The sequence below is a fragment of the Kibdelosporangium philippinense genome, assembly GCF_021390435.2.
Taxonomy (GTDB): domain Bacteria; phylum Actinomycetota; class Actinomycetes; order Mycobacteriales; family Pseudonocardiaceae; genus Kibdelosporangium; species Kibdelosporangium philippinense.
Genome location: NZ_JAJVCN010000003.1, coordinates 733,160 through 746,101 on the forward strand (window position 1 = coordinate 733,160; position 12,942 = coordinate 746,101).

Sequence of the window (12,942 nt, forward strand, 5' to 3'; positions counted from 1 at the left end):
CTACCCGATCACTTCTTCGGGGCGGGACGGTGCACCTTCACCGACTCCTGCCCGACCTTGTCGGCCTCCAGCGCGTCCGCCGGGGTGTCGACGACTGAGCTTCCGTCAGCCGCGGTGAACTGCTCCTTGAACTTGTTGATCGCCTCGGACAGGCGCTCGATCAGCTCGTCGGAGAGGTCCTTCGTGTCGCGGATCTCCTGGAGAATACCCGCGTTGTTACGCCGGATGCTGTCCAAGAGCTCGCGCTCGAACCGGCGGATGTCGTCCGTCGGCACCGAGTCGAGGAAGCCTCGGGTACCGGCGAAGATCGACACGACCTGCTCGTCGATCGCGACCGGCGAGTACGCGCCCTGGCGCAGCACCTGGTACAGCCGGTCACCACGCTCCAGCTGGGCCTTCGACGTGGCGTCGAGGTCGGAGGCGAACGCGGCGAACGCGGCGAGCTCGGTGTGCTGTGAGAGATCGATACGCAGCGAACCGGACACCTTGCGCATCGCCTTGATCTGCGCGGCACCACCGACTCGGGACACCGACACACCCACCGCGATGGCGGGGCGCTGGCCCTGGTTGAACAGGTCAGCCTGGAGGAAGCACTGGCCGTCGGTGATCGAGATGACGTTGGTCGGGATGTACGCGGAGATGTCACCGGCCTTGGTCTCGATGATCGGCAGACCGGTCATCGAACCCGCGCCCAGCTCGTCGGACAGCTTCGCGCAGCGCTCAAGCAGACGGGAGTGCAAGTAGAAGACGTCACCCGGGTAGGCCTCGCGGCCCGGCGGGCGGCGCAGCAGCAGCGACAGCGCGCGGTAGGCCTCGGCCTGCTTGGTCAGGTCGTCGAACACGATCAGGACGTGCTTGCCGCCGTACATCCAGTGCTGGCCGAGGGCCGAGCCGGTGTAGGGGGCGATCCACTTGAAGCCCGCGGAGTCCGAGGCCGGGGCGGCGACGATGGTGGTGTACTCCATCGCGCCGTGGTCCTCGAGGGTCTTCTTGACCGCCGCGATCGTCGAGCCCTTCTGACCGACGGCGACGTAGATGCAGCGCACCTGCTGCTTCGGGTCGCCGGTCTCCCAGGCCTTCTTCTGGTTGATGATCGTGTCGACGCAGACCGTGGTCTTGCCGGTCTTGCGGTCACCGATGATCAGCTGGCGCTGGCCGCGGCCGATCGGCGTCATGGCGTCGATCGCCTTGATGCCGGTCTCCAGCGGCTCCTTCACCGGCTGACGCTGGACCACCGTCGCGGCCTGCAGCTCCAGCACGCGCTGGTCGTCGGCGACGATGTCACCGAGGCCGTCGAGCGGCGCGCCGAGCGGGTCGATGACGCGGCCGAGGAAGCCGTCGCCGACCGGCACCGAAAGGATTCGGCCGGTCCGCTTGACCTCCTGGCCTTCCTCGATGGTCTCGTAGTTACCGAGGATCGTGACACCGATTTCGCGCACGTCCAGGTTCTGCGCGACGCCGAGGACACCACCGGGGAACTCGACCAGCTCGTTGGCCATCGCCGAGGGAAGGCCCTCGACGTAGGCCACGCCGTCACCGGTCGAGGTGACGGTGCCGACCTCTTCCTTCGTCACGTCCGGCGTGTAACCGGAGACGTAGTTCTCGATCGCACTGCGGATCTCGTCCGACGAGATCGTCAGCTCCGCCATGTCTTCCCGCTCTCGCTTTCGTTACTTCAATGCTTGGGGGTTCAGCTCGCCAGCCGGCGACGTAGGTCGTCCAACCGACCCGCTGCGCTGCCGTCGATCACTTCGTCACCGACGCGGATGACCAGCCCACCGAGCAGGTCCTTGTCCACCTCGATGTGCAGCGCGATCGGCCGTGCGTAGATGCGCTGCAGTGTCGCCGCGAGCCGTTCCTGCTGCGCTTCGGTCAGCGGCGCCACCGAGGTGACGTGCGCGACCGAGCGCTCCCGGCGCTTGGCGGCAAGGTCGGCCAGCTCTTCAAGGCCTTCGACGGCCCGGCGGCCACGCGGATAGGCCACCAGCGCTTCGCTGAGCTTCTCCGTGGTCGCATCGACCTTGGCGGCTGCCAACGACCTGAGCAGTTCGAGCTTGCCGTCGACCGGCGCGGCCGGGTCGGACAGCAGGCGCTCCAGCTCACCGTTGGCCGCGACGATCCGGCCGAGCCGGAACAACTCGTCCTCGACCGTGTCGAGCTTGCCCGCGCGCTCGGCGCCGACCAGCAGCGCGGTGCGGGCGAGCGACTCGATTCCGTCGACCAGCTCGCGCGGGTTGGACCAGCGCGCGGTGACGACGGCGTCGAGCAGTTCGACCGTTGCCGCGGAGAGCTTGCTCGCGAACAACTGGCGGACCAGTCCGGTCCGCCGGCCTGCCTCGGCCGACGAGTCCGCCAGTGCCCTGCGCAGCCCGGACTCCCGGGTGAGCAGGCCGACAACGGCGAACAGCTCGTCGCCGACCGTGGCGAAATCGTCAACGTCGAGCAGCTTCAGCTCAGTGGCCGCGAGCGCTTCCCGGCTCGCGGCGTGCAACAAAGTCATCTTGGCTGTCCCCCCTGTTATTTCTTGGCGGGCGCCGACACGGAGTCCAGCTCCTCGAGGAACCGGTCGACGGTGCCACGGCGACGGGCCTCGTCCTCAAGGGACTCACCAACGATCCGGCTGGCCAGCTCGACGGCGGTGCGGCCGAGGTCGGCACGCAGTTCGGCGACGATCTGGGCCCGCTGGGCCTCAAGCTGGTTGCGGCCCTGCGCCACGATCCGTGCCGCTTCTTCCTGGGCCTGGACCCGCAACTCCTCACGGATCTGCTCGGCCTCGATCCGGGCGTCGTCGCGAATCCGCGCGGCAGCGGCGTTGGCGTCGGCGAGCAGGTCCTTGTACTTCTGCAGGTTCTCCTCGGCCTGAGCCTGCATCTGCTCGGCCTTGTTGATGCCGCCCTCGATCTTCTCGGTCCGCTCGGTGTAGAGCTTCTCGAACCGGGGGACGACCATCTTCCAGAGGATGCCAAGCAGCAACAGGAACGCCACCAGCCCGAGAATGATCTCGGACGTGTGCGGCAGAACCGGGCTCGGTTCCTCGGCCGCGAGCACCGTCAACTCTGTCAGCACGACAACTCCCTAGATCTGACGTCGAAGCCGGATCAGGCGTTGGACGCGATGAAGAACAGAACCAGACCGATCAGGGCGAGCACCTCGGTCAGGATGAACGTCTGGAAGCCGATACCCATCAGCTTGCTCTGGGCCTCCGGCTGGCGGGCGGTGCCGTTGATGACGGCGGCGAAGATGACACCCACACCGATACCCGGGCCGATCGCGCCAAGGCCGTAACCGATCATGGCGAGGCCAGAGTTGATGTTGGCCGTGGCTTCCTGAGCGACGATAACAGCTGCACTCACTTCGATTTTCCCTTTCGAGTTGGGTCCGCGAGGCGCGGATCCGACAAACTGGTCACTGGACCGGAATGGCCGGTCAGTGTTCTGCGGCCAATGCGGCTCCGATGTAGCCAGCGGAGAGCAACGCGAAGATGTACGCCTGGATGACCTGGATGAACGCCTCAAGGAAGGTCATCGCGATGGACATCGCGAAGGCGACGATGGAAGCGGGCTTCAACCACGCGCTCGCCTCGAGCAACAGGTACTCGCCACCGATGGTGAACACCAAGAGGATCAGGTGACCGGCGAACATCGCGGCGAACACTCGGATCGCCAGCGTGATCGGGTTCATGATGAACTTGGTGAAGACCTCGATCGGGCTGTACAGGATGTAGATCGGCTTGGGGATCCCCGGTGGGAAGATCTCCTTCTTCAGGTACCCGCCGAGACCGTGCCTGCGGATGCCCGAGATGTGGTAAACCGGATAGACCACCAGGACCGACAGCGCCAACGGGAAGCCGATGTGCGAGAACGTCGGGAACTGAATGATCGGGATGATGCCGAAGATGTTGTTCACCAGCGTGAACGTGAACAGCGTCAGGATCAGCGGCACATATGGCCGGAAGTCCTTCGCGCCGATCTGCTCACGGGTGATGTTGTTGCGGCTGAAGTCGTAGAGGCTCTCGGCCGCGAACTGGAACTTGCCTGGCACGATCTTCAGGTTGCGCGACGCGAGCAGGAAGAACGTGGCGATGATGATGACCGACAGCACCACGAGCACCATCGGCTTGGTGACGCTGCCGAAGATCGGCGGCAGGAAGAAATCTCCGACGCCAGGCGGCTCGAACTTCGCCTCCTGCGCCAGCAACGGCATGCCCAACAACGGGGGCTCCTTCCGGTTCTCCCGGCCGGCCGTGTGTCACACCACCGGGGGAATCGTCACGATCAGGACTTAACGTACCTGACGTACTGCAAGCACTCGAAAGCGGGGCTCCCCGGTAGGCCACCGGGCGTCACTGCCCCTTCGGGCGAACACTATCAACCGGCTGAGACCCAACCGGACGGGCGTACTACTTAGCGACTCCAGCGGGAGCCACTCAGCCCTCCTTGCTCGCTGGGATGATTGTAGGGACCTTGGTTCGCCGGAAGGCGAACACCTCGGCCGTTGCACTCACCAAGATGGTCGCGAGCAGGGTGAATGCCAGCGAGTTGCGGTGCAGCGCGGCGATCGTGCCAAGCACCATCATGGCGATCAGCAGGATGATCATCTTGCCGGCGAAGCCGCCGAGCACGACGAACAACACCTTCTGCGGAGCCATCCCCGCGGTCTGGCGCATCAGCAGCGAGGTGGTGACGGCGGACAGCAGGCCGACGGCGCCACCGGCCAGCGCGCCGTAGACCCCGTTCGAGCCGACCAGCACACCGGCGAGCACCGCGGCGATCACGACCGTGATCACGGTCGAGGAGACCGCTGCCCAGAACACGGTCTTGGCCAGCGCCCGGATCACCTCTTCGTGGGTCTCCGGCTGCTTCGGGATCTCAAAGTTCTCGCTCATCTCACTCATCGTGACTCCCATCGGCGGTGGCCCGCATCTCCCGGCGCGGCACCCAAGCCGACCTCGCTGGTCAGGACGTATTGGACCCGGTTTTGTCGGTACCCGCTGTTAACGTCCGGTTCGTGTCCCGCTACCGATTGTCGCCGACGCCCGAGCAGGAACTGAGACTGCTTGAGCATTGTGCGCACGCGCGGTTCGTGTGGAACCTCGCAGTCGAGCAACATAGTCACTGGCGATGGGGACGTGCGGCTGCGCCTGGGTACAACGAACAGGCTCGGCAGCTGACCGAGGCGCGGGCGCAGTTCGGCTGGTTGCGTGCCGGATCGGTGACTGTCCAGCAGCAGGCGCTTCGTGACTTTGCCAAGGCCACACGACACTTCTACGCGGGGACGCACCGCAAGCCGTCGTGGCGCAAGGTCAGCAGGAACGACGGTTTCCGCCAGGTCGCGGTGAAACCAGAGCACGTACGACGGCTGAACCGACGGTCTGGCCACGTTTGGGTCCCGAAGGTCGGATGGGTCAGGTTCCGCTGGTCGCGCGCCGTGCCACGGAACGTCACGTCCTACCGGGTCAGCAGAGACCGCGCAGGTAGATGGCATATCGCGTTCGCCGTAGTGCCGGGTGTGATCCCTGCGCCTGGCAACAACGAGACAGTGGGAGTGGACCGAGGCGTGACAGTGTCGGCGGCACTGTCCACCGGCGAGTTGTTGTCGGTACCGAGGCTCACGCCCACCCAGCAGCGTCGATTGGACCGGCTGTACCGGCGACTCGCCCGCTGTAAGCGTGGATCGAATCGCCGCAGCCTGATCAAACGCGTGATCGCGCGCCTGATCAGGCGAAGAACCGACCGGCGCAAGGACTGGGTCGAGAAGACCTCGACCCTGCTGGCCAGCAGGTTTGACGTAGTCCGGGTGGAGGCGCTTTCCATTCGGGGGATGACCCGCTCGGCAAAGGGCACGGTCGTGAACCCTGGTCGCAACGTGCGGCAAAGGCGGGACTCAACCGGGGCATTCTGTCCAACGGATGGGGGCAGTTGGTAGCCCGGCTGGAACACAAGGCTTCCGGCAGGGTGGAGAAGGTGAAAGCCGCGTACACGTCGCAGCAGTGTTCGGCTTGCGGCCACATCGCTGCGGAGAATCGCAAGAGCCAAGCGGTTTTCCGGTGCGTGGCCTGCGAGTTCGACTGCCATGCCGACGTGAACGCGGCTCGCAACATCGCCGCCGGGCGGGCGGTGACAGCACGGGGAGCCCTCCAGCCGTTGGGCGGGGCTGTGAACCGTGAACCTCAACTCGCTGCCATCGCTCCCTGAGTGGTGATCGTGAGTTGGAATCCCCCGGGTGGCTTCAGCCGTGGGAGGACGTCAACGTGACCGCAGTCTAGGTATTGCCGAAACGAGCAATGCGACCAGTAGGCCTATCGCCATTCCCCAGACCACGACAAGCCCGTCGAAAAGACTCAGTGAAACGGCGCCGAACGCCAGCACAGCGGCCCACAAGTAGATCAGCAAAACGGCCCTGCGCTGGGAGTGGCCGATCTCCAGCAGCCGGTGGTGCAGGTGCATCTTGTCCGCGTGGAACGGGCTCAGGCCGCGCCTTGTCCGCCGGACAACCGCCATGAGCAGGTCCAACAGCGGCACGAACAGCACCGCGGCGACCACGATGAGCGGGGACAACACCGCGAGCGTGTTCACCGGGCCCTGCTCGGCTGGCAGTCGCTTGCCCGCGGCGGACGTGCTCGCCGCGGCGAGGGTGAGGCCGATCAGCATCGAGCCGGAATCGCCCATGAACAGCCGCGCGGGCTGGAAATTGTGCGGAAGGAATCCGAGGCACGCGCCCGCCAGCGTGATCGACAGCAAAGCTGGCGCGTAGTTGACGACGTCATTACTGGTCTGTGACAACAAGTGGAACGAAAACGTACAAGTTGCCAACGATGCGATCACGCCGATGCCCGCGGCGAGACCGTCGAGACCGTCGATGAAGTTCATCGCGTTGATCAGCACGAGCGCGAGCAGGACCGTCAGCAGCCCGCCCTGGTTCATGTCCAGCACGACCAGCGAGCCGCTCGGGCCCACGTCGTTGCCGCCCCACGGCACCCAGACCAGCACCCACTGGATACCGAACAGCACGATGATGCCCGCGGACATGGTCTGCCCGGCGAACTTCGTCAGCGCGTCCAACTCGAACCGGTCGTCGAGCGCGCCGATCAGCATGATCACGCCGCCGCCGACGAGCACCCCGACGGGATCGAGGGAATAGTCGAATGCCCTGCGCAGCAAGGGAAGCTGGTGTGCGAGCAGCATGCCGCCGCAGATGCCGAGGTACATCGCCAGTCCGCCGAGCCTGGGGATCGGCTGGGTGTGCACGTCGCGGCTGCGTGGCACGGCGACCGCGCCGATCTTGAACGCCAGCAGCCGCACCGGGCCGGTCAGCAGGAACGTCAAGGTCAGGCTGAGCAGGCCGACCAGCAGGTATTCGCGGATCGGCAGGCCTTGGACGATGGCGGGAGGCACGACTCAGCTCCGCCGGGCTGTCGGCCGGAGCGGCACGCCTGTCAGGAAGCCGATGGTCGGGCCGTCGGCGCCGTCGCGCTCGACACCCGTGGCTATGGACTGCCCGCCCTCTGCCACAGGGCATTTCTTGGCCGCGAAGGCTCGGCATTTCTCGAACGCGACCGTCTTGGCCGCGACCACGTGCATCAGCGGGCCGCCCTGAATCGCTGGGAACACAGCCCCGTGAATCGCTTCGGCGTGTTCCCGGCTATTCGGGATCATGCCGCCGCGCGGGCCGCGAAGGACTTTTCGGGTGCGGACATTCGTTACGAACGCCGCGAATTCGATGCGCCTAGGGTACGCGGTGGCACACGTGATGATCATTTCGGGGCCAGGAAATTCCGCTGCGTCGGCGAGGCCCGGATCGGCCGTGGCGAAGTCCGGAGTCACCGAATGTTTCCTTTCCAAGGCTCAGGCCGGGCTGGCGACCTCGACGCCAAGCGCCTCTTCGACGGCCTGACGGCTGACCGCGCCCTCCCGCAGCAGGATGGGAGTGTCACCGGTGAGGTCAACGATGGAGGACGGCACCGGATCGCCGGACGGTCCCCCGTCCAGGTATACCGCGACAGACTCGCCAAGCTGGTCACGAGCTTCCTCGGCGGTGGCGGCAGGCGGATGCCCAGACCTGTTCGCGCTGGACACAGCCATCGGCCCGACCTCACGCAGCAGCTCGATGGCCACCGGGTGAAGCGGCATCCGAAGCATGACCGTGCCGCGCGTGTTGCCCAGATCCCACGCCAGGCTCGGCGCGTGCGGAAGGACGATGGAAAGGTCACCGGGCCAGAACGCCTCGACAAGCTTGCGCGCCTGGTCAGGGACGGACAACACGAGACCGTCGATGGCCGTCCAGCTGCCGACGAGCACGCCGACCGGCATATCCGGCCCACGGTTCTTGGCTTCGAGCAGCGCGCGAACCGCGCTGCCGTCGAAGGCGTCGCAGCCGATGCCGTAGACGGTGTCGGTCGGAACGACCACAAGCCGCCCGGACCGCACAGCGCCAGCGGCGGCCGCGAGCCCGTCCTGCCGGTCCTCTGGCAATGAACAGTCGTACAGCGTGCTCACGACCGTGACTCTAGACCTCATGCCGAGGGCGGCTACTCACCGGTCATGATGCGTCGTGGCTGTACTAGTGCCCTTTCTGCGGCGAGGCATGGGGGCACGCGGAGATCCACCTGCCTGGCCTTGGCCCCGACCGGGTGATCTATGCCGCGCCGAGCCTTCTCCCGTATTACGTCGAGGCGCATGAATACCGTCCACCGCAGGCTTTCGTCGACGCGGTGCTGATTCGGGTAACGGCGTTCTGGGACACGATCGAGCGATCTGACACGTCTGCTGTGCTGGACGGTTCCCGAAGCTGACCGGGCTACGAGCTAATTCAACCGACCGAGGCCAGGGATGAACCGCCCGACTCGGCGGGCGTAGTCCAAGTAGGCCGCGCCATGTGTGGCGATCAGGTACGGCTCCTCGACCCGCCGCACCAGTACCGACACGTTGGCGTACAACATCACGAGCCCGCCGAAGGACAAGAAGTTCGGCACGGCCAAGGCCAGTCCAAGGCCGGTGAGCAGCATCGAGGCGAAGATCGGGTTACGAACCACACCGAACGGGCCCGAGGTCACCAAGTCCGTTCGTTCGGTCGTGTCCACGCCGATGCGCCACGAAGGACCCATGAACAACTGCGCGTACAACGTGCCCGCGACGCCAGCCGCAGCGATGACCGCGCCGACAATGCGTAGCGGCAACTGATCCAGCACCGCTATCCGTGCCAGCACGTCAAACAGATCCAGTATCGGGTTGGCCAGACCGACCAAGCCGATGAGGCCGAAAGCCGCCTCACAACTCCATTGCAGCGGGCCGGAGATCCGCATGCCGGTGTCCTGCCCGCCGGTCCGGCGGCGCATGGCGGTGATCGGGACGCCGAAGGCGAGGATCAGCCACAGCAGGTATATCCCGAGGGCCAAGAACGTCACTCGGCGAACCTACTCAACGCAGGCCGTGCCGCCAGACCAGAGGCGCCGCTCGCACCGCACGGATCTGCCACGCCTGACGGCGGAAGCTCATGACCGCCAGATAGATCACGATCGCGCCGAGGATCGCGCCGAGCACGACTAGAACGATGTTGCCCATCGAGCCGCCGATTCCGACAAGGCCGAGGCCGACCAAGCCGCCAAGCAGCGAATATCCCAGGACTGCCGGTTGGCTCGACCACGTCCATCGCGAGCCAGTGGTGAGCTCGGCTGTCAGTGCTTCCACGCCAGCGCGGTGGTTGTCGTCCACCGCGGTTTCCGCTGCCCGGCGGGCCACTCCCGCACAGACTTCGAACTGGGTCTGGCTCGTGATCACGTGTTCTTCGTCGCGGGTCAGGTTTCTGGCCTGGTCAGCGGTTTCCAGCAAGGCGCCGGTCAGATGATGCAGCACCACAGCGTTTCCCGGGTACGCGACGAGCAACTTCTCCAACCGCAGTACCGCTGCCGATGCTTCGCCTTGCAGCACAAGCGCCTGTGACAGTCCACATTCGACCTTCAGGTCGCCTTCGGGAGTTGCCTGCTCGAACCGTTCCACAGCTTCGTCTTGTCGGCCGAGTGCCACCAACGCGTCGCCTTGGCCGACGAGGTCGCCTGCCTCCGTGAACAGCGACAATGCCGTCTCTGGTTGTCCGGCAAGCAGTTCGACGAACCCTGGCGATGGATCTGCCGTGCGCCACTTGACCAACGGATCGATCCACATCCGCTTGCTCCGTCCGGGTGATGCGTAACGTCCTTTCGCCCTAGGGCGACGTGCCTCGCATATCCTGCCCGGCACATTCCGTCTCGGCCAGAGCACGTTTCAGCCAGGGGAAAGAGGTCTCGTGCAACCGCCGCGAAATCACTCGTCCGGACGAACATCCTTGGCGCTGACGCTTTCCGCCGGTTATCTGGTTGTCGCGGGCGCGTTCGGTGCCGTCCTGCTGACCACTTCAGCGACGGAGACCCCGCTGGCCGAACCACCGCCTGTGGTTGAAACGTCATCTGCCGAACCTGCGAGAGGGACAACTAGAACATCAACAACCACGACGACCACAACCAGCCGGTCGCCTGCGGGATACCGGAAAGTCGCCGTTTCGGGGATGACGACCATGATCCCGGACGACTGGTCGCTCGGGCCCTGTGAACGAAGCACCGGCTGTCAGCAAGCCAACGATCCCGCTGACAGCGGGCGGTTCCTGCGGATCGGCGGCAGCACGTCACCGAGCGCGTCGCTGGAGAAGGTGCAGAGCGAGCAGGAAGTGGCGTTCGCCAAACGGACCGGGTATCAGAAGATTCGCTTCGAAACCGGGAACTACCACGGCTATCCATCCGTCGAATGGGAGTTCGTGTGGCTCAACACCGGCGTGCTGCGGCATGTCAGGGCCACGTACTGGCGGGCATCGGGCGACGACTACATCGTGTACGCGTCGTCCACAGCGGATAAGTGGGAGCAGACGCTTCCGTTGTACGAGACCATGATCGCCCACTCGACCCCATGACGGGACCATGACGAGAAACCGCCCTTCGAAGGACGACACGACGCGATACCTGTGCGCGGCAGCACAGTTGGACGCCGACTTCGCCGATGACGCGATCCGGGAATTCCTGGTAGAACGCACGCGCCCAGTGCCACCGTCCCCCGGCACCGACGCGACAGCCGTGCTCGGCGAGGCGATCGCTGCCCGCGCGCGGCGCAAGATCCGTGACGGCATCCTCGCCGCTCTCGCCGTGGCCATCCTGTTCACGGCACCGTTCGCGCTGCTGGTCGGCTGGGTCGTCGTCGGCCTGATCGCCTCGATCTCACAGATGAACAAGCAGCTCAAAACGTTGGTACGCAAGTCGAACCCGGTACCGGTGATCATCGCGGCGGCCGCGATCGTGGTGCTGATCGTGTACGGGCCGGACCTGTATGAGGACGTGATCGAAGACTTCTTCGACTCGTCGTCGTACTCGAGCTCGCGCTTTGACGTGAATTACTCGTCGTCGTCGGAAAACGGCGGTTTGATCGTCGCGTTGGTGATGATGGGCGGGATGCTGGCCACGCTGATCACCGACCGGTTGATCGTCTGGCGGCATTTGACCAGGCGATTCAACTGGAACGCCGGGCCGATCGCGGATCCGCTCACCGACAACCGCCCGGTTCTGTCGATGAGCGGCACCTTCATGCGTGAACTGCGCCGGATCGGGGAAGTTGAGCGCGAAAGCCACACGCAGGACGGTGCGGCGATCGTGGTGTATCGCGGTTTCAGCCCGTTCGTCGGCGCTGGCATGGAGTATGGGCCGTGGTCAGTCGCTGTGCCGTTGCGTCCGCTCGAAGGCAAGGAACAGAAGCCGCTGACCACGGATGTGCTGTATGCCGAGATCCGCAAGGCACTCAGCGGGCTTGGCCGGGCCACTCCGCTTACCCCGAGCGAACGGCTGTCTTCGCTGCGGATCGCCGATCAGGTGATGGTTCCTGCCGACGAGCTCATCGACCACCTTGCCGACCCGGCGTCCCGGATGATCCTCAAAGGACAGGGACATCCGCCGTATCCCCGGCTGTCCATCGAGGATATGGAGCGTCTGCGTGCCGAACCTGAGGAATGGGCGCGGTATTACCTGTGTGTCCAGGTCGAGACGTGGGACCGGGAGCTCGTGCTCAGCGTCTTCATCCACGCCGCGATGGACGACACGACGCTGTACGTCGAATGGACCCCCTATGTCCTGTTGCCGATCAAGCAGCAGTACCAGGAGATCGACCAATTGGTACCGGGCTCGCCGAAGCCGGTTTTCCAGGCGCTGCGCCAGATGCTGCGTCTGCCGATCACCATCCTGCCTGCGACCGTCAAGCTGCTGACGATGATCCGTCCGGTTCCGCAGCGGCCTGGTTTCATCAACCCGCACGTGTACGGCTCGCTGAACAGCCTGCGCGAGCTGGCCGCTGATGACAACGTGCACAACTACCTTCAGCTCGCTGACGTCGATCGGTACCTGAAGATCCTCAGCAGCCGTTTCGTGCCCGCGGTGACGAACCTGTTGGAGGACAGCGGGTTCTCCGCGGAAGGCTTCGAACGGCAGACGGTCTTCGTCGACAACCGGAATGTCCACATCGGAGGTTCGGTCGGTGGCAGCTTCAGCTGGGGCAACAACGTCGTACAGGCCAGCATTACCACTACTGGAGGAAAGAAATGAACGACGTCCACATTGGCGGGAGCGTCGGCGGCAACTTCAGCATCGGGGACAACGTCACGCAGAGCAACATGATCGTCAATGCGGCGGAGGCGCGCCAGGGCCTGCTGGCAAACCTGGCTTCTTTGCGCGAGCAGGTCACTGCTGACCATCCGGTGGCGCTGACCAGGATCAACGACCTGGAAGAAGAGGCGACCGCCGAGGAGATCGACCCAAAGAGCGGCCTCAAAGCGTTCGACCGGCTGAAGGCCGCGCTGCTCGGGGTTGCCGGGGTCACGGAGGTGCTCGCCACGATCGAGGACCAGGTACGGTCGCTGTTCTCCTCGTGAGTGGTT

The 12,942-nt window shown here is 65.1% G+C and carries 16 protein-coding genes and 1 pseudogene; 6 read left to right on the plus strand and 11 right to left on the minus strand.

The window, feature by feature from the left end; translation table 11 throughout:
- Positions 1-8 precede the first annotated feature (8 nt).
- From atpA to LWC34_RS35375, 6 genes are all read right to left on the minus strand, one after another.
- Entirely contained in the window at positions 9-1,649 is a 1,641-nt protein-coding gene (atpA, locus tag LWC34_RS35350) for a F0F1 ATP synthase subunit alpha (protein ID WP_233729605.1), read from the minus strand.
- 41 nt (positions 1,650-1,690) lie between these two features.
- Positions 1,691-2,500, minus strand: coding sequence for a F0F1 ATP synthase subunit delta (locus LWC34_RS35355; RefSeq protein ID WP_233729606.1), 810 nt, complete (start codon positions 2,498-2,500; stop codon positions 1,691-1,693).
- Between the two features lie 17 nt (positions 2,501-2,517).
- A complete protein-coding gene (locus LWC34_RS35360) occupies positions 2,518-3,066 on the minus strand; it encodes a F0F1 ATP synthase subunit B (protein ID WP_233729607.1) in 549 nt (182 codons plus the stop codon).
- Positions 3,067-3,098: 32 nt separating this feature from the next.
- A complete protein-coding gene (locus tag LWC34_RS35365; protein ID WP_233730941.1) occupies positions 3,099-3,293 on the minus strand; it encodes an ATP synthase subunit C-like protein in 195 nt (64 codons plus the stop codon).
- Between the two features lie 133 nt (positions 3,294-3,426).
- Positions 3,427-4,209 carry a F0F1 ATP synthase subunit A gene (gene atpB, locus LWC34_RS35370; protein ID WP_233730942.1) on the minus strand — a complete coding sequence of 261 codons (783 nt, stop codon included), beginning with the start codon at positions 4,207-4,209 and terminating at the stop codon, positions 3,427-3,429.
- A 217-nt stretch (positions 4,210-4,426) separates the two neighbouring features.
- Complete coding sequence (locus LWC34_RS35375; RefSeq protein ID WP_233729608.1) at positions 4,427-4,885, minus strand: Cg1360 family ATP-synthase-associated protein; 459 nt, start codon at positions 4,883-4,885, stop codon at positions 4,427-4,429.
- Positions 4,886-5,007: 122 nt separating this feature from the next.
- Here LWC34_RS35375 and LWC34_RS35380 point away from each other — a divergent pair, with 122 nt between their 5' ends.
- Both LWC34_RS35380 and LWC34_RS59030 read left to right on the plus strand, forming a co-directional pair.
- Positions 5,008-5,925 carry an RNA-guided endonuclease InsQ/TnpB family protein gene (locus tag LWC34_RS35380; RefSeq protein ID WP_233729609.1) on the plus strand — a complete coding sequence of 306 codons (918 nt, stop codon included), beginning with the start codon at positions 5,008-5,010 and terminating at the stop codon, positions 5,923-5,925.
- Positions 5,926-5,963: 38 nt separating this feature from the next.
- Complete coding sequence (locus tag LWC34_RS59030) at positions 5,964-6,194, plus strand: zinc ribbon domain-containing protein (RefSeq protein WP_372496747.1); 231 nt, start codon at positions 5,964-5,966, stop codon at positions 6,192-6,194.
- 51 nt (positions 6,195-6,245) lie between these two features.
- Here the strand turns inward: LWC34_RS59030 and LWC34_RS35385 are convergent, their stop codons facing one another.
- The 3 genes from LWC34_RS35385 to LWC34_RS35395 are packed head-to-tail and all read right to left on the minus strand — an operon-like array spanning position 6,246 to position 8,495.
- Complete coding sequence (locus LWC34_RS35385; protein ID WP_233729610.1) at positions 6,246-7,394, minus strand: MraY family glycosyltransferase; 1,149 nt, start codon at positions 7,392-7,394, stop codon at positions 6,246-6,248.
- A gap of 3 nt (positions 7,395-7,397) precedes the next feature.
- Positions 7,398-7,823 (minus strand): hypothetical protein, encoded by a 426-nt coding sequence (locus LWC34_RS57275; RefSeq protein ID WP_308200186.1) that lies wholly within the window; start codon positions 7,821-7,823, stop codon positions 7,398-7,400.
- Positions 7,824-7,844: 21 nt separating this feature from the next.
- Positions 7,845-8,495 carry an L-threonylcarbamoyladenylate synthase gene (locus tag LWC34_RS35395; RefSeq protein WP_233729611.1) on the minus strand — a complete coding sequence of 217 codons (651 nt, stop codon included), beginning with the start codon at positions 8,493-8,495 and terminating at the stop codon, positions 7,845-7,847.
- 98 nt (positions 8,496-8,593) lie between these two features.
- On the opposite strand from LWC34_RS35395, the pseudogene LWC34_RS35400 reads away from it, so the two are divergent.
- Positions 8,594-8,791 (plus strand): annotated as a pseudogene (locus LWC34_RS35400) (DUF7919 family protein); the annotation flags it as partial.
- A gap of 12 nt (positions 8,792-8,803) precedes the next feature.
- Here the strand turns inward: LWC34_RS35400 and LWC34_RS35405 are convergent.
- A complete protein-coding gene (locus tag LWC34_RS35405; protein ID WP_233729613.1) occupies positions 8,804-9,403 on the minus strand; it encodes a methyltransferase family protein in 600 nt (199 codons plus the stop codon).
- Positions 9,404-9,416: 13 nt separating this feature from the next.
- Entirely contained in the window at positions 9,417-10,160 is a 744-nt protein-coding gene (locus LWC34_RS35410; RefSeq protein WP_233729614.1) for a tetratricopeptide repeat protein, read from the minus strand.
- Between the two features lie 379 nt (positions 10,161-10,539).
- On the opposite strand from LWC34_RS35410, the gene LWC34_RS35415 reads away from it, so the two are divergent.
- From LWC34_RS35415 to LWC34_RS35425, 3 genes are read left to right on the plus strand one after another with little or no spacing between them, the layout of a single operon-like run.
- Positions 10,540-10,938 (plus strand): serine/threonine kinase C-terminal domain-containing protein, encoded by a 399-nt coding sequence (locus LWC34_RS35415; RefSeq protein WP_233729615.1) that lies wholly within the window; start codon positions 10,540-10,542, stop codon positions 10,936-10,938.
- Positions 10,939-10,945: 7 nt separating this feature from the next.
- On the plus strand, positions 10,946-12,610 hold the full coding sequence (locus LWC34_RS35420) for an AbeC-like domain-containing protein (protein WP_233729616.1): 1,665 nt from the start codon (positions 10,946-10,948) through the stop codon (positions 12,608-12,610).
- Positions 12,607-12,936 carry a hypothetical protein gene (locus LWC34_RS35425; RefSeq protein ID WP_233729617.1) on the plus strand — a complete coding sequence of 110 codons (330 nt, stop codon included), beginning with the start codon at positions 12,607-12,609 and terminating at the stop codon, positions 12,934-12,936. Before LWC34_RS35420 ends, LWC34_RS35425 begins: the two co-directional genes overlap by 4 nt.
- Positions 12,937-12,942: the final 6 nt, after the last annotated feature.